This is a genomic window from Borreliella chilensis (assembly GCA_000808095.1).
GTDB classification, from domain to species: domain Bacteria; phylum Spirochaetota; class Spirochaetia; order Borreliales; family Borreliaceae; genus Borreliella; species Borreliella chilensis.
Genome location: CP009910.1, coordinates 848,279 through 864,995, shown reverse-complemented (window position 1 = coordinate 864,995; position 16,717 = coordinate 848,279). Strand labels below are relative to the sequence as shown.

At 26.8% G+C, this 16,717-nt stretch carries 15 protein-coding genes; 1 reads left to right on the top strand and 14 read right to left on the bottom strand.

The genetic code is table 11. From position 1 onward, the window contains the following. Nucleotides 1–94: 94 nt before the first annotated feature. The 8 genes from miaA to OY14_04080 are packed head-to-tail and all read right to left on the bottom strand — an operon-like array spanning nt 95 to nt 7,257. Nucleotides 95–1,015 carry a tRNA delta(2)-isopentenylpyrophosphate transferase gene (gene miaA, locus OY14_04115; GenBank protein ID AJA90596.1) on the bottom strand — a complete coding sequence of 307 codons (921 nt, stop codon included), beginning with the start codon at nt 1,013–1,015 and terminating at the stop codon, nt 95–97. Next, nucleotides 1,002–1,202, bottom strand: a complete 201-nt coding sequence (locus OY14_04110; protein AJA90595.1) for a DNA-directed RNA polymerase subunit omega — start codon at nt 1,200–1,202, stop codon at nt 1,002–1,004. The genes miaA and OY14_04110 overlap by 14 nt, the downstream gene beginning before the upstream one ends. Nucleotides 1,203–1,240: 38 nt before the next feature. Continuing rightward, nucleotides 1,241–1,777 (bottom strand): cytidylate kinase, encoded by a 537-nt coding sequence (locus OY14_04105; protein AJA90594.1) that lies wholly within the window; start codon nt 1,775–1,777, stop codon nt 1,241–1,243. Further along, on the bottom strand, nt 1,774–2,640 hold the full coding sequence (locus OY14_04100; GenBank protein AJA90593.1) for a hypothetical protein: 867 nt from the start codon (nt 2,638–2,640) through the stop codon (nt 1,774–1,776). The genes OY14_04105 and OY14_04100 overlap by 4 nt, the downstream gene beginning before the upstream one ends. Nucleotides 2,641–2,650: 10 nt before the next feature. Further along, nucleotides 2,651–4,057, bottom strand: coding sequence for a UDP-N-acetylmuramate--alanine ligase (locus tag OY14_04095; protein AJA90592.1), 1,407 nt, complete (start codon nt 4,055–4,057; stop codon nt 2,651–2,653). Continuing rightward, entirely contained in the window at nt 4,047–4,994 is a 948-nt protein-coding gene (locus OY14_04090; GenBank protein ID AJA90591.1) for a hypothetical protein, read from the bottom strand. Before OY14_04090 ends, OY14_04095 begins: the two co-directional genes overlap by 11 nt. Then, entirely contained in the window at nt 4,963–5,910 is a 948-nt protein-coding gene (locus tag OY14_04085; protein ID AJA90590.1) for a pseudouridine synthase, read from the bottom strand. The genes OY14_04090 and OY14_04085 overlap by 32 nt, the downstream gene beginning before the upstream one ends. Before the next feature lie 12 nt (nt 5,911–5,922). Beyond that, nucleotides 5,923–7,257: a sodium:pantothenate symporter gene (locus tag OY14_04080; protein AJA90589.1), complete on the bottom strand. Its 1,335-nt coding sequence runs from the start codon at nt 7,255–7,257 to the stop codon at nt 5,923–5,925. 332 nt (nt 7,258–7,589) lie between these two features. Between OY14_04080 and OY14_04075 the strand changes: the two genes are divergently transcribed. Next, entirely contained in the window at nt 7,590–8,762 is a 1,173-nt protein-coding gene (locus tag OY14_04075; GenBank protein AJA90588.1) for a phosphopantothenate--cysteine ligase, read from the top strand. Between the two features lie 31 nt (nt 8,763–8,793). Here the strand turns inward: OY14_04075 and OY14_04070 are convergent, their stop codons facing one another. Genes OY14_04070 through OY14_04045 form a run of 6 tightly spaced genes read right to left on the bottom strand, consistent with a single transcriptional unit; the run spans nt 8,794 to nt 16,711 of the window. Beyond that, the gene (locus OY14_04070; GenBank protein ID AJA90587.1) at nt 8,794–10,200 is read right to left on the bottom strand and encodes a hypothetical protein; all 1,407 of its coding nucleotides are present in this window, start codon (nt 10,198–10,200) and stop codon (nt 8,794–8,796) included. After that, entirely contained in the window at nt 10,197–11,717 is a 1,521-nt protein-coding gene (locus OY14_04065) for a multidrug transporter MurJ (GenBank protein AJA90586.1), read from the bottom strand. Before OY14_04065 ends, OY14_04070 begins: the two co-directional genes overlap by 4 nt. Next, complete coding sequence (locus OY14_04060; protein AJA90585.1) at nt 11,710–12,837, bottom strand: queuine tRNA-ribosyltransferase; 1,128 nt, start codon at nt 12,835–12,837, stop codon at nt 11,710–11,712. Before OY14_04060 ends, OY14_04065 begins: the two co-directional genes overlap by 8 nt. A gap of 28 nt (nt 12,838–12,865) precedes the next feature. Then, nucleotides 12,866–13,933 carry a permease gene (locus OY14_04055; GenBank protein ID AJA90584.1) on the bottom strand — a complete coding sequence of 356 codons (1,068 nt, stop codon included), beginning with the start codon at nt 13,931–13,933 and terminating at the stop codon, nt 12,866–12,868. Then, complete coding sequence (locus tag OY14_04050; GenBank protein AJA90583.1) at nt 13,930–15,219, bottom strand: membrane protein; 1,290 nt, start codon at nt 15,217–15,219, stop codon at nt 13,930–13,932. Before OY14_04050 ends, OY14_04055 begins: the two co-directional genes overlap by 4 nt. Then, nucleotides 15,194–16,711, bottom strand: coding sequence for a hypothetical protein (locus tag OY14_04045; protein ID AJA90582.1), 1,518 nt, complete (start codon nt 16,709–16,711; stop codon nt 15,194–15,196). Before OY14_04045 ends, OY14_04050 begins: the two co-directional genes overlap by 26 nt. Between the last annotated feature and the right edge of the window lie 6 nt (nt 16,712–16,717).

The window sequence follows — 16,717 nt, the reverse complement described above, 5'->3', positions numbered from 1 at the left end:
TATTTTTCTTTTTATGTCTATTCTTTCTTCTTTTTTTCTTCCTTTTATGAGTAGAAATTTTTTTTAACTTTCTTTTTCTTCCGCAAGGCACTCCTTAAATCTCCTTATCAACTTTAAAAATTAAATTCAAAATGTCGTCTAAATCATCCTCTGGATGAAACCATAAAACATCAGAAATCTTGGCAAAAAAGGTCATTTGCCTTTTTGCATATAAAAACGAATTTTTGTTTATTAAACTTATTATATCATTTAAAACGCAGTAAGGTCTACTTTTCCATAATAAAAACTCATTATAACCTATTCCTTTAAAAGCTGGAGTATTTTCATTGTAACCCTTAGAAAACAAACTTTTAACCTCAGAAAGCAATCCACAATTCAACATCTCATTAATTCTTATTGATATCCTAGTTTTCAAATCTTCAAAAGATCTTTTAAGACCCAAAATCAAAATATTTTTAAATTCACTGTTTTGCTTTTTTTGAAACTGACTAATAGGAATTCCTGTTTGGTAGTAAACCTCAAGCGATCTTTTAATACGATATATATCATTCTTATTTAACATATTAAATCTAATGGGATCTATATTTTTCAATTCTCTTAAAAGATATGACTTGCCTTTAAGGTCTAAAAGATTATTTACATAAAGTCTTATTCTAGAAGTAACCAAAGGCGTTGAAGGAATCCCATCTTTTAAATGTTTAAAATAAAAAGCAGTACCCCCTACAAATATAGGAATTTTATTTTTTTCTCTTATTTCTTTTACTATCCTTAAAGCTTGCTCATAAAAAATTCCAAGGGTATATTCTTCTTCAGGATCTAGAAAATCTACTAAATGATGTTTTATATGCTTCATCAAATTTTTACTTGGTTTTGAAGAAGCCACATTAAACTCTCTATATACTTGAATAGAGTCAACATTTATAATTTCTGCCTTATTTTTGGGGAAATGAAACAAAATATTACTTTTGCCCACAGCTGTAGGACCAAAAATAAAAACTATTCTATCTCCCTTCAATTGAATAGCTAAATTTACCAGTCAAAATATCATTGAAAGCTTGCCCTAATATTTTATCATCAAGAACAGCATGCTCTGCTAAAGAAATATTATCTATGATCTGCTCCGTACGCATTATAGTAGCAACAACAAGCTCATAAAAATTTCCATCAAAATCTTGTATTTTTTTTAAAGGCACTTTAGTCATTTAATCTCCTTATAAACTAAATATATTAAATAGTTTAGTTAAATTTTTAATTTTCTTTTATCAATTTCATATCGAATCAATTGAAAAACTTCATTTGAATTAATATTTGTAACATCAATCACTAAATCAGTCTCTGAAGAATAATCATCAATATCTATATTGTAAATAGCTAAATATCTTTTTTTATCATTTTCATCTCTATTAAAAGTACTGCTTAAAACATCAGAATACATTCCTCCTTCTCTAGTCATTATTCTCTCAGCTCTAACTTCCATTTTAGCGTAAAGATATATTTTTAAATCAGCACTCTTAGAAATCCAAATAGCAAGTCGAGAAGCAAGCACTGTATTATTTTTTTTAGAAAGCGTAGACAATCTCTTGTCAAGATATCTATCCCAATAATAATCATTTCTTCCTATTACCTCTTTCTCATAAAAATCAGAAAAAGGAATATTACGCTCTCTAGCAATATCATGAAAAGTATAATTAATAAACTCAAGACCGTAATGTTTTGCAATCATGCCACTCACAGTAGTATTACCACAGCCACTCTTACCAGAAAGTGCTATTTTCATTCAACATTCCTTATTTGCTCTTTTATTTTTTCTAAATTTAACTTCATATTCAAAATCAAATTCTTAATATCAAGATCAACCGCTTTATTACTCATAGTTGTTATTTCTCTATGCATTTCTTGAGAAATAAATTCAAGAACTTTGCCACATATCTCATATTCAAGATTTTTATAAAAAGTTTCTATATGAGAATCTAAACGAATAATCTCCTCATTGATGTCTAGACGAATTGCCATTTTAGCTGCCTCTTCTGCAATACTTAAATCTCTAAATTCATCCATTAATTTAGAAATATTTTCTTTAATGCTTGTAAATAGCCTAACATTTATATCATTGCAAGCAACTTTTACAATTTTAAGATCACGCTCTATTAGAGCAAGAGTTGACTTTATATCCGATTTAGTATTTTCTCCTTCAAAACTTCTCCCATTGTTGTAATGAAACAATGTTTCCTCTAAAACACCCTTAAACAACCCATAAATCTCTTCTTGATGCTCACTATCCTCATCAATTATCAAAGCTCCTTTTAATGATAAGAAATCACCCAAACTTAGCTCGTTCTTAATATTAAGATTAGTGTGTGACAAAGAATCCCTAAGTCTAGAAATAGCCTCAATATAATTAGGATTAACTGTAAAGTTCATACGGGGAACCAATTCTTTATATACTACATTTAAAAAAACATTCCCTCTGCTAATATATTTTGAAATCAAATTTCTTATATCAAGATCATAGCCAGAAAAAATTTCTGGTAACCTAAGTTTAAATTCTAAAAATTTTCCATTATAAGATTTTAAATTAACACTAAACATATAGTTACCAATTATCTTTTCCAAATAAAAAAATCCTGTCATACTTTTCACTATAATATCCTTACAGAAAATCGTGTAAAATAAAATTATTTCCAGCGCCCATTGTAATAAATAAATCTCCCGATATTAATAAACTTTTTATAAATTCAATAGAGTCTTTGACATCTTTAAAAAAATAAGTGTTTTTATTTATTTTTTCAATATTTAAAAATAATTTAATAGAAAGTTCATCCGGATTAAAATTTTCTCTATTAGAAAGATATATATTGTGTAAAATTACTACATCAGCAGCGCTTAAAACTTCAACAAAATCATTGAAAAATTCTTTTGTTCTTGTAAAAGTATGAGGCATAAAATCCAAAATTATACGCTTGTTCTTATAAAAATTTTTAATACCAAAAAGCGTATTTCTAATTTCTCTTGGATGATGTGCATAGTCGTCCATATAAATCACCCCTTTATCCTCTTTAACAACTTCAACCCTTCTTTTTATACCACTGTAATTTTTTGCAATTCTCTTTATTGTTGCCTTAAAATCAAAAATTGATTTTCCATTATTTTCTAAAAAAATCTTTAAAGCTAAAAGAGCTGCTGAAAAATTCAATACATTATGAAATAAAACAGTTTTAAGTTCAATATTATCCAAACCTAAAAAAGAAAAGCAAAAATATTCATGCTTGACTACAACGTTGTTTATTTGAAAATCCGACAAATCCTTAGATCCAAAGCTAAAAATATTGATATCTTCTCTGCTGATTTGCCTTTTAATTTTAAGCAAATTATTATCATCGGAATTAATTATCAATATTCCACCTTTTTTCAAATTATTAATGTACTCTAAAAAAGCTCCCTCAAGAGCTTCATAACTTTTAAAAAAATCAACATGCTCGTAGTCAATATTAGTTACAATAAGAATATTGGGGCTAAAATGCAAAAAATGTTTTCTATACTCACAAGTCTCAACAATGAAAATATTGCTAATACCAGCTATTGAAGAATCATCGCCAAAATCTTTAACGCTTGATCCTACAATAACATTGGGATTAAATCCTAATTTGTTAAAAAGAACACCTAAAAACGCCGTGGTAGTAGTTTTACCGTGAGAGCCTGCAATTGCAATACTATAGTATTTCTTAGAAAGTTCACCAAGAACTTCAGAATAAGATAAAATAGGGATATTCAATTCTTTTGCTTCAAGTAAAACTTGCAAAGCATCCTTATCATAAGCTGAAGAATATACTATTAAATCAAAAGACCTCTCGAGCTCTTTTAATGAAAACTCATAAATATTTTCATAATAAGATATTTTATTATTATCTAAAATCTTATCGGTATGAAATTTATCAGGGGCATCTACCCCTTCTACAAAGTAACCTTTTGAATTTAAAAAACAGGCTAGAGAACAAACCCCACTCCCCTTTATTCCTACAAAAAAAATATTATTCAAACTGTCAAAATCAACCTTCATAGTCCTCTTCTAAAGAATCTTTTTTTTCATAAAATTTATGTATAACTATATCAATAGATAATATATTGATTATTGTATACTTAAGTACATTCGTAATAATATAAGTTCTAAGCATTTCTGTATTATTAAGCAAGTTATTACCAAGAGGAATATTTAAAAACAACTTAAAAAGGTAATTACTCCCATCTTTTTTTATTTTAAGATCATAAACAATATAATTTCTATCATACTCAGAAACACAGTGCTCAATAATTTGCCTTACAGCTCTCTTAGAAATAGATAAAACTCCTTCTTCATAAAAATGAGGCCTAACAACAGACCGAATATAATTTTTCCTCTTACAAAATAGCCATCCGCTTTTAAAAAAAACTTTAATTGAGTTTAATAGCAAATTAGGTCTCACAGATGTTATTTCAAAAGCAGCTGCTGGTACAACATGCTCACCCATTTGCCTTGAAATCCTTGCTTTTTCTATTTCTTGTCTGGTTGAAACATCCGTTATGTAAATAACCTTGAAAACATTTGGCAATAAAAGTTTTGAAATTATTTTATCTATCATTTTAAGACTTGTTCCTAATATTAATATTTTATTAAAATCCTCTCTTCCAAGAATCTCAAGCATTTCACTTCGATGATCATCATCTTCAAATACAGACCGCTTTACTGCCCTAAAAACATTATCTTCAAACTTAGCTGAACTTCCAGCAATAATTTTCATATTTTTAATCAATACACCATCATCAATGATTAAAGGTATTGAATATTTATCTGCTACCAAATGCGACCTAAAACTCTTTCCAGTTCCAGCAGATCCTACTAGTGCATACACTTTCACCCTAACGAATTTATGCTTAATACTGGTTACAAAGTTTTTAAACTTGCTTAATAGTTTTTTCGGGGAAAAACTACTTGAAAAATTCTGAAAATTCATAGACATCAAACATATCTTTTACTTGCTTTAAAAATTCTAAACTAGGCTTAGCATAAAATTCATTCTTTAAAAAGAATGCTTCATTAAATTTTACCAAAAAAGAATGTAAAAAGTAATTACTTTTCCTGAACTTATCATGATATTTCTTATCATTAATTAAAGGATGATTATTAAAAGAACATTGAGACCTTATTTGATGAGTAAAACCCGTTTTAATAACAATCTCAGCAAGAGTAGCTCTTTTTGAAGATAATATTGGATTAACCTTTGTAATCGCATTAATACACTTTTCATCCTCTAAAACAAAAGTTTTCCTGAGGTTTTTATCTCTAAATAAATGATTTTTATAAATAGCAGTCGACTTAACCTCACCTGAGAGTATTGCAAAATATTTTTTAGTTATAGATCCACTACTAAATGCAATACTTAGTTTTCTTGCAGCATTTATATTTTTCGCAAAAATAACAATACCGGAAGTATTTCTATCAAGCCTGTGGACTGCCGAAGGCTTAAAGCTTAAAGATCTCAGATCTTCACTTAAAAGATATGCATTTACTACAAAATCAAGAGAGTCTCTGCCCCCATGAACTAACATGCCCCTTTGCTTATCCAAGACAAGCAAATCACTATCCTCATAAATTATTCTTTTTTGAATACCTTGAAAATTAATATTGCTTTTATAACATTCATCCATAGTTAAGTTCAAATTTTGAGCTAAAGGCTTATACAAATAAATTCTATCCCCCTTACAAACTCTACATGAAAAATGTGGCTTTAGACCATTTAGCTTAATATCACCCTTTCTAATATGCTTTATTATCCGAACTTTAGAAAAATTTAAAATTTTAATCAAAATTGAATCTAGTCGCTTACCATTATCATTGGCAAGAACTTCTAAAAAGATATATTTATCAAATCGCAAGAAACAATCACCCTAATAAACTTTGCTATATTTTTTACAAAAAAAATTAACTATTAAAAATGTAAATATAGAAACAAAAAATGCTGGAAAAACGGGATGAAAAAACCAAATATTTAAACTAAAGCATGAAATGCACAAATAAAATCCCAAACCTAAAAACATAGAAGCAAGCGCCGCTATTTTACTTGCAAAATTAAAATAAAGTCCAAAAACAATAATAGGAAAAAATGAAACTTCCAAAGCCCCAAAAGCAAAAATATTAACAAAGAATAAAAAATTAGGAGGAAAGAAAGAAAAGACAAGTATTATTAAAATAAAAAAAATATTAGAAATCATTATCACTCTGATAACACTTACATCTTCTTTTAAATCCTTTTTGAAAATAAATATTGACTTTATTAAAACAGATGTCACTAAGAGTAAATTCGAATCTACCGTAGACATTATTGCGGACAAAAGACCCATAAAAAACATAAAACAAGAAAAAGAATTTAAAACTTTTAAAGCTACATTTAAAACAACTTTATCATTCGGATTTAAATCTGGGAAAAGAATAATAGCAAAAAATCCTATTAAATGCATTAAAATAATTAAAAAACTAATAATAAAAGTAGAAATGGGCAGTGAAAATTTTATAACATTCTCATCTTTAAATGCTATAAAATTATTAATAATCTGAGGATGCCCTAACACTCCTATCCCTATTAATATCCAAAAAGAAACTATATATTGTGGTTTTAAATCAACATTTGAAGGAAGTAAAAGGTTTTTATCTAAACTAGATATTGCAATCTTGAACAAATTACTAATACCCCCTCCCAAATCCAATATCTTAGAAAACAAAATAACAGATGAAACTAGCATTAAAAATCCTTGAATTAAATCCGTATAAGCTACTGCCTTGAATCCTCCAAAAAATACATAAATAAAAATTAATACAGTAAAAAATAAAAGACCAACTGCATAATCAATTCCCCAAAAAACTTCTATAAGCTTGGCACCGCCTATTAATTGAGCAGAAATCAAAAACATTGAAAAAAATATTAATACAAATCCACTCAATAACGCCAAAAAATCGCTATTATATCTATATCTAATATAATCAATAATATTTATTGCATTAATTTTTTTTGATTCTCTATTTAATCTCTCGCCAACAACAATAAAAGCAATTAAAGTTGTGGGAATTTGTATAGTAGCTAACAATATGAAAGATAATCCATACTTATAAACAGCAGAGGGCCCAGAAATAAAACTGCTAGCACTAATATAGCTAGAAGAAAATAACAAGGCCATAATAATAAAATTAATATTCCGATTTGCAAGAAAGTATTTATTTAATAGCAAAAAACTACCCTTATTTCTGTTTTTAAAAAATCTAAAAAATTACCAACAATGTATCAAGATCTACTAACCAATAAAATAAACAAACAAATCAAAAAAAAATTTATAATAGGAAACAATATCCCTGACCCAAAAAACCACAAAGGAATATTAAAGATGATAGCTGATGTGTCAATAAAATAAGCAAAACAAAACCACAAGAAAAACATACAAACATACAATAATATAGCATACAAAATCTTATTTCTCATTTAAAACAGCCTTTAGCAAAAGAATAACAAAAACTTATAAAGTTATAAATATAAAATACAAATAATATATACTATATATAAAATATGAATAAAAATAAACATATATTAATTGGTATATGTGGGGGCATAGCCTCTTACAAGTCAGTTTACATAGTTTCTAGTTTAGTTAAATTAGGATACAACGTTAAAGTTGTAATGACAAAAAATGCAACTAAATTTATTACACCAATAACCCTAGAAACCATTTCTAAGAACAAAATAATTACCAATCTATGGGATTCAAACCATAATGAGGTTGAACATATAAAAATTGCAAAATGGGCTCACCTAATTCTTATTATTCCTGCTACCTACAACACAATATCTAAAGTTGCATCAGGAATTGCTGATGATGCATTAACTACAATCATATCTGCAAGCACAGCCCCCACCTATTTTGCAATAGCAATGAATAACGTAATGTATTCAAACCCTATCTTAAAAGAAAATATAAAAAAACTTACAAACTATAATTATAGATTCATTGAGCCTGATAAAGGATTCTTGGCTTGCTCATCAAACGCTTTAGGGCGTCTTAAAAATGAGGACAAAATTATAAAAATAATATTGAATGAATTCAAACAAAAACCCTTCCTTAAAAATAAAAAAATACTCATAACAGCATCCAGAACTGAAGAATTCATAGATCCAATTCGTTATTTTTCAAATACATCAACAGGCAAAATGGGGTTTTGTTTGGCACAAGAAGCTAACAAACTCGGCGCTAAGGTTACAATTATTACAGGGCCAACCAATGAAAATGAACCTGAAGGGGTCAATATTATAAAAGTAAAAACTGCAATGGAAATGTATAAAGAAGCTCTTAAAATATACAATAAATTTGAAATAATAATTGGAGCTGCAGCTGTTGCCGATTTTAGACCCAAACATATCTTTAACAGTAAAATTAAAAAAAATAAAACCAACACCCTATACATAAAATTAGTAAAAAATCCTGACATAATTAAGCACATAGGGAACAATAAGTTTGAAAACCAAATTGTTGTCGGATTTTGCGCTGAGAATTATAAAAATTTAATTCAAAACGCCAAAGAAAAATTAAAAAATAAAAATTTGGACTTTATCATTGCAAATGAAATTAAATACTTTAGTTCAAACTTAAACAAAGTTTATATAATAAATCAAGAAAGCATAAAAGAACTCCCAGAAATGAAAAAATCAGAAATAGCTAAAGAAATTTTAAAAATTTTCTACTAATCTTACTCTACTTTAACAGTTTATTAATAATCTAATAATCTTTTAAAAGCATTTTAATGTATTCAGAGTCTGTTTCACTTTTAATCTTTTTAAGTTTACTAAAAAGTGTTGAAGATTTATTATAAATAGCACCTTTTAATGCAAAATGCATTAAATCAATATTTTTACTATCAATGATTTTAGAATAAAAAGTATCAAAATTTCCCTTTTTGCCAGCCAGCATTGAAGCAATACCTTTTAAAACATTTGAAGGTCTATTAACATTTTCTTTATTAACAATTTCTAAAGCAATTGATAATGCTTTTAAAGAATTTTTATCTAAAAGATAGCTAAACATTGAAATTTTAAAACCATTGTCAATCTTAACATCAAACATAATGTTTTTTATCTCAATATCTCCAAGATCCATATCAATTAAAGCTTTAGCAGAAGCCTCTCTAACTTTAAAAGATGGATCGTTTTTAAGTTTATAAATCAATACATCCCTTGCTGAAGAGTCCTTATGTCCTTTAATTGCATTAATAGCTTTAAATCTAATATTATCATCAGAATCTCTTAAAAATCCTTGTAAAATCTCTTTGGATTTTAAAGAAGAATCTTTAGACAAAGAAGCAATAATAGCTAATTTAATATTTAAATTATTGTTATTATTCTGAAGATACAAATCAGCATTTGTAATTACTTTATCTGGGGCAAGATATGACAAAGCCTCGATTGCAGCAGCCTTAATTGATGGACTTTCATAATTATCTAAAGAAATCTCATAAATTTTATTTTGATAATCAACAGCAGACATCTTTCCAAGAGCAATAAGTATTTCCCTTCTAGTACCATCATTACCAGAATATTTTTCAAAAACTTCTAACATATTCTTAGAATATTCAAGAGAATTAAGCTCTCCAAGATAATAAGCCGCAATAGATACAATATTGCCTTCTTTATTTTCAAGAATGTCAACAAGGATTTTTTTTAACTTCTCTTTATTACCAAACTCTTTAAGATACGAAATTGCCAAACCAAATAAAGCATTTGAATATCTTTTGTTTTCATAATTTTCAAGAATATAATTTGCTGTATCAATGCCCCCTGAATACTTCAGAGAAATAAACAGCTCAAGTATTTCCTTTTTAATCTCGGCATTAAAAGTTTTCTCAAGTCTTTTTTTAAGAGAAAGATTATATTGACTATCACTTGACTTTTTAAGAGCTTTTATAATGCTTACAACTTGGCTATCAAGTCCATAAAGAATTGTGTCATTAACATACTTACTAGCTAAACCAACGTTAGAAAAATTCGTATCTTTAAAAGAATTTTCTTTATCAAGCTTATCTTCTGTTATTTCAGGCGACATAGGGAGTTTGGGAAGAGTTGGAGAATTAATATTTTGAGCATAAATATTTATAATAAGTGAAAAAAATAAAAAGTTAAAATATTTCATAAAACATCCTTCCTAATAAAATTGAAAAATTTATTTATTCCTAAAACAGAATAGCAAATAATCAAAATCAAAATACTAACAATTCCCGCTATAATTAAAAAATAAAGATTTTTCAAACTAAAACCCACATCCCACTGGAGCTTTCCAAAAAAATAATAAATTATATATAAAGGGAAAAGCGTAATAATTGACCTTAAAATAACAAATAAAATCTCAATTAAATTAATTTTAACTCCACTTTTTAATATTATAAAATAAAAAACAATTACACAAATCACAAAAGAAATAGATTGAGCTAATGCTAAAGCATTCAAACCATAATAGCTAATACCAAAAACAGAAAATGCAATATCAAGAACAGAAAATAAAACACTCAAATAAAATGGTGTTTTTGCATCACGAATAGAAAAATAATATTTTTGAAAAAAACTAAACATTGAATAAAAGAGTAAACCTAAAAGAAAACATCTCAAAACACTTGCTGTTTTTTGAGTGTCATAAATAGAAAACTTTCCACCCATAAGAAATAAATTTAAAATATAATCAGACCAAATAAACATCATGAAAGATACCGGAATAAAAATTAATAACAAAATTTTAATTCCATCTACTAAAAGTGCATTTAATTTGATTTTATTCCCTAACAGGGCATACTCTGCCATTTTAGGAAAAATTACTGTAACAATAGAAATATAAAAAATTCCTACAGGAAGCTGATAATAAACCACAGCATTGCTAAGAATAGAAACACTTCCTATCTCAAGAGTAGACGCTAATACAAATGAAATTTGCTGAGTAACAATTGAAATAGAAAATCCAAAAATCATACGAACCCATCTACTTAAAAAATTTAAAAATACTTTTTCTCTAAAATAAAATGTTGGCTTCCAAGCAAAACCAATCATAAAGCAATTTATACACGGAACCAGGAATTGTAAAAAACCCCCAAAAATTACACCAATAACAGCACTATATATTCCAAAACGATCATAAAATAAAAATATGCTCAATATTATTCCAAAAGAAAGCATTATAGGTGAAAATGATGGAATAAAAAAAATTTTATATGAGTTTAAAGCAGATGTAAATATTGATGATATGCTTATAAGTAAAATATATAATACTAAATACCTAAATACAGAGCTTGCAAAAATTAAGTTTTCTCCTCTGTAATAAGATAAAAAATACATAACAGGCTTTGCAAAAAAAATCATAAATACAATAATCAAACCAATAGAGATAACATTAAAGGTTATAACAGTTCTGAAAAAAGAAACAGCTTTTTTGTGTGATTTGTTTTTTTCATATGTAAATTCAGGTAAAAAGGCTGAAGTCATTGCGCCCTCTGAAAGAATTTTTCGCAAATTATTAGGAATATTGAAAACATAATTAAAAATATCAGCATCAAGATCTGCACCAAAATAATAAGAGAAAATCTTTACTTTTGCAAATCCCATTATTCGTGAAAAAAAAGTGGAAATCATGACTAAAACTGTAGAAACAACATATTTATTCATCTAAGTTTCCCTCTTCATATTTTCTTAAGTATGCGGTTCTAAAGTTTAAAAAATTATCATTTAGAATTGCGGTTCTAATCTTTGAAATTAATCTAAACATATAGTTAATATTATGCTCACTTGCCAAAATTATTCCAAAAAGCTCTTTTGATTTTATCAAATGCCTTAAATACCCTCTTGAATACCTTGTACATAAAGTACAATCACAATTTTTTTCTACCCTAGAAGTATCATTCTTATACTCCTCTTTACCAATGCGCATTATTCCATTATCTGTCAAAAGAGATCCATGCCTAGCAATTCTTGCAGGATTAACACAATCAAAAATATCAATACCATAATATATAGCATCAAGTATATAATGTGGGGTTCCAATACCCATTACATACCTTGGTTTTTCTTTTGGTATCAACAAAGAACTATATTCAAGAATTTCTAAATATTTTTCTCTTGGTTCTCCAACAGAAATACCACCAATAGCAATACCTGGACTGTCTAATTCTAGAATATCATTGATGCTTCTTTTCCTTAAATCTTTAAAAAAATTTCCCTGAGTTATTAAAAATAAAAACCCGCTGTATCCCTCTTTTTTATGTTTATAAGAATTAACTGTACTACGAGCCCAATTGGTTGTAATATTTGTATATAAATTGGCCTCATTATAATCAATCCCATAAGAACTACAAATATCAAGTGGCATAATAATATCACTACCAAAAATTTCTTGCATAGCAAATACTCCTTCAGGAGTAAAATAATGATAAGATCCGTCTAGATGAGATTTGAAATGTACACCTTTTAGATCAATCTTTCTTAGGCTAGAAAGAGAAAATACTTGAAATCCACCCGAATCAGTTAAAAAATTTTTATTCCAAGTTGTAAAATTATGCAAACTGCCATACTTTTCAATAGTTTTAATACCTGGTCTTAAATATAAATGATAAGTATTTGCAAGCATCAAATTACATCCCAACTTTTCAAGAACAGCATGTTTTAACCCTTTCATTGCTCCTAAAGTACCAACTGGCATAAAACAAGGGGTATCTACTTTTCCATGAGGAAGATTCAGAACTCCAATCCTTGCTTTAGAATGTTTGTCATTCTTAATTACACTAAACATATAAACATCCTAAAAACTATTATATATATTATTTTCTAACAAGCCTATAAACAATAAAATTAATAACCAAAAAAAACATAGTTGTAAAAGAACTTGCTATGTATATATTTAAATAACCAAGATCTGCTAAAAAATTAAAAATTATAATGGAGATAACATAAACAACAGCAAAAGCAATACTATTTAATAAACTAAGTATAAAAATATTTTTCTTAAGAGCAAGAGCAATAAACCCAACAGTAAAGCTAAGAAGAATTAATCTAAATGTAAAGAATATCCTATTTAACAAATCAAGCAATGCATCGGAATAATTTAAATGCTCACTTTTGAGAAAACTTATCCAATTAATAAGTTTAGTAAAATTCAATGCCTTGGATGATAGCATTACGGTCCTTATATAATCAGGCTCTAGCTTAATAATTCCTGTCCCATCGAGAACCTCATAAGCATTCTCCTTTACTTTTCTACCAACCTTAACAAACTCCCTAATGCCATAAAGCTTCCATTTATTATCTTTCCATTCGGCTTTATTTATATCATATCTTGTTTGAAATTCATCTTTACTGTCTCTAATTATAATCATTAAATTAGAAAAAGCATTCTCATCAATATCATAAGATTTAATATTATAAATTTCTCTAGCAAAATCTCTAATTATTACAGTTCTATCACTAGATCCACTATCACCAATACTATTTTTAATAAGAATATCTCTTCTTGCTACAGTGTCTATTACTAAATAATTATCAAAAAAGAAAAGAATAACCGAAATAAATATACTAATTAAAATAATTGGTCTTAATATCCTGGTAAGCGGAACGCCACAACTAAAAAGACCTATTATTTCATTTCTCATAGAAAGATTACCAATAAGATTAGAAATAGCAAAAAGAAAAGATAAAGCTACTCCATCTGAGAAAGCTTTTGGCAAATACAAATAATAAATATAAAGAATATCATTAAAACCAATATTTTTTTCAAGATAATTGAGAAGATTGACAAATAAATCACCAAGTATAATTAATATCATGAAAAGTAAGTTCATGGATAAAAAAGTAAGAACAGTACTTTTTACAAAAAGCTTATCTATTTTCATTTTCTTAATAATCTCAAAAAGAGAATTGCTCCAGCGATAACTAAAATTAAATTGGGTAAAATAGTAACAATAATAGGGTTTGGCGCATACTGCACAGTATAAACTTTCCCACCAATAAACATTACCCAATAAAATACACACACAATAATTGAAATTACAAGCTCAAGAATAATAGAATATTTTTTATTAGAATACATTCCCATTGAAAAAGCCAAAAAAATGAAAAACAAAACCGAAAGTGGTAAACTAATTTTTTGATAAAATTCAAGATTAAAAAGAGCCAAATTTTGCTTTATGCTTTTATCTTGATATGGTCTAAAATTTAAATTTAAATTATACATATAATTTAAATTTTCAAAAACATAAGATTCATCCACATAATAATTTTGATTATATAAATAATTTAAATAAAGATTTGAAAAATTTAAACTTAAAAAGTCTCCTTCTAGATTATTTTTTATATTTGAATCTGATATTAAATTGTTTTGCTTTCTAATTAAATTTAGAACATCTCTCATGCTCATTTGCGAAGGAGTTACATAATTTAATAAAAAACTATCGCTAAATGTAACCTGATCAATTGAATATTTCATTTTATCTGCATAAAAATAATCATAAAATCCACTCTCACTATCTGTTAAAGCAATAGATAGAACATCATTTAAAATAAAATAAACCTGAAAATTTTCTTTTCTAATATCAAGATTTTTTGCCATAAATATTCTATCAAATCCCTTAAGTCTAGTATTATCAAAAAAAGTTACATTCTTATAACCATTATCCGACTTCTCACCAGAAACAAAAATCAAATCTCCATATTGTTTGCTTGAATAAGGCTTTAATACTAAATGAGGAACTTCTTCTTTTATTTCGTTAAAAATTTTTAACCTACCAATAGATCCAAGTGGAAGCAAAATATCATTTGATATAAAAGATACTAAAACAATAACTAGCCCCAATTTAAAAAATGGAATAAGCAAATCAAAAATTGATATGCCAATTGAACGAAAAGCTAAAATTTCATTATGAAGCTTAAATTTATGAATAGTAAGAATTACTGAAATCAAAGCAGCAAAAGGGGGAGAAAGCGCAATCACCATGGGAAGAGAATATATAATAAAAACAAAAGCTTTAAAAAAGGGAACATAATTTTGAAGAAGTATTCTCATAAAGAATAAGATTTGATTTATAAAAAATACAAAAAAGAAAAATAAGAATGTAATTAAAAAATATTTAAAAAATTCAGCAATTATGTAAGACTCATAACTGTTTTTTAATATTTTCATCTACAAAGACCAAGCCATTATTAAGAGTGCCCAATATAATATAATTTTCAAACTTAGAAACTTTTATTAAATTCAAATTAAGAAGTCCATTATTAGGTCCAAAATAATCCCAATTGTCATTTTCCGAATCATAAATCAATAAACCGTGATCAAAGGTTGCAAACAACAACTTTTTATCTTTAATCTCCATATCCATAAAATAATTAACATTAATATTATTAGCAATAACATGCTTTTTATAGCTATTTTTATTTAAATTTAGCTCAAAAAGACCACCGCCATATGTTCCAATAAAATAACTATCCTTATATCCTTTAATAAAATTAATATTTTTTTCACTATCATTTTTACTAAAAAAATCTAAATGTCGAATCTTTTCTAAATTATCGGCATTAACAATATAAACAGCCTTGTCAACAGTTCCAACCAATAATAAATTTTTTAGAGGATCAAAACACATTGAAGAAATTTTATTAGATCCAAGTGGTATATTTTTCCAATTTTTTAAATCATAAAACCATAAGCCAGAATTTAGAGTACCAACAAATATTCCATTTTTAACACCAAGCAAAACTTGTATATTGCTAAAATCAGCTTTAGTAGGAGCATTTATTTGCTTTACATCTGCATCAATATCATCTATATAATAAACAACATTCTTCCCCCCAATATAAATCGTTCCATTATGATCTGCAAAGCCTCTAATTCCATTTAAAAAAATGCTTTTCTTATCTTTAAGATAAACTCTACAAGCATTCTTTTTCATGTTATACCTTAAAAGCCCACCCAATATATTAGTCACAAATATATTCTCATTAAAGACAAATACATCAAAAACACTATTGTCAAGAAACCCCAAAGATTCTAAATTTAAATGGCTTACCCCAAGCTTATTGCTTAAAAAAGTATAAATCCCTTTGTCATAACCTGAGATAGAAAATTCATTAACCTCTTTAAATGCAGAAATTGCATCTGATTTTTCTTTAATAAAATATTTCAATTCAGCTGATCTTAAACTAGCATGAGAATATTTATAATCTTTCAAAAAGAGATCAAAATTATATTCAGAAAGATCATAAAAACCATTCTCATAATTTACATATCCAAAAAACAAATTAGCCTTAGCTAACAATTCTCTGCTATATTGATTCTCATTAGCTATTATTTTATTCAAATAATAGCTTGTCAAACCAATATTTTTCTTAGCATAACTTTCTCTTGCCTTTTTAAAATAAAAATTATTTTCTTTTAAAAAGGCATTACTAAGAAAAAAAGATTCATTATCTTTTAATCCCACTAAATAATCTCTTTTAAATTTGCTCTTATTAAAAACATTATTATCACTAATAACAACTGCTTCTTTTTTCTTCTCTACAAGACCACTACTATAAGAATCTTGAATAGATCTATTATTTGTAGTAGTAAGGCAAGAGAAAAACAAAACAAAATATATAAGGTGGCCTTTAAATAAATTATTCAAAACAAATTTCATAATATC

Coding starts and splice junctions, on each gene's coding strand:
- OY14_04050 (AJA90583.1), bottom strand. CDS start 15,219: ATGAAAATATTAAAAAACAGTTATGAGTCTTACATAATTGCTGAATTT.
- OY14_04055 (AJA90584.1), bottom strand. CDS start 13,933: ATGAAAATAGATAAGCTTTTTGTAAAAAGTACTGTTCTTACTTTTTTA.
- OY14_04095 (AJA90592.1), bottom strand. CDS start 4,057: ATGAAGGTTGATTTTGACAGTTTGAATAATATTTTTTTTGTAGGAATA.
- OY14_04060 (AJA90585.1), bottom strand. CDS start 12,837: ATGTTTAGTGTAATTAAGAATGACAAACATTCTAAAGCAAGGATTGGA.
- OY14_04090 (AJA90591.1), bottom strand. CDS start 4,994: ATGTCTATGAATTTTCAGAATTTTTCAAGTAGTTTTTCCCCGAAAAAA.
- OY14_04065 (AJA90586.1), bottom strand. CDS start 11,717: ATGAATAAATATGTTGTTTCTACAGTTTTAGTCATGATTTCCACTTTT.
- OY14_04075 (AJA90588.1), top strand. CDS start 7,590: ATGAATAAAAATAAACATATATTAATTGGTATATGTGGGGGCATAGCC.
- OY14_04110 (AJA90595.1), bottom strand. CDS start 1,202: ATGACTAAAGTGCCTTTAAAAAAAATACAAGATTTTGATGGAAATTTT.
- OY14_04045 (AJA90582.1), bottom strand. CDS start 16,711: ATGAAATTTGTTTTGAATAATTTATTTAAAGGCCACCTTATATATTTT.
- OY14_04070 (AJA90587.1), bottom strand. CDS start 10,200: ATGAAATATTTTAACTTTTTATTTTTTTCACTTATTATAAATATTTAT.
- OY14_04105 (AJA90594.1), bottom strand. CDS start 1,777: ATGAAAATAGCACTTTCTGGTAAGAGTGGCTGTGGTAATACTACTGTG.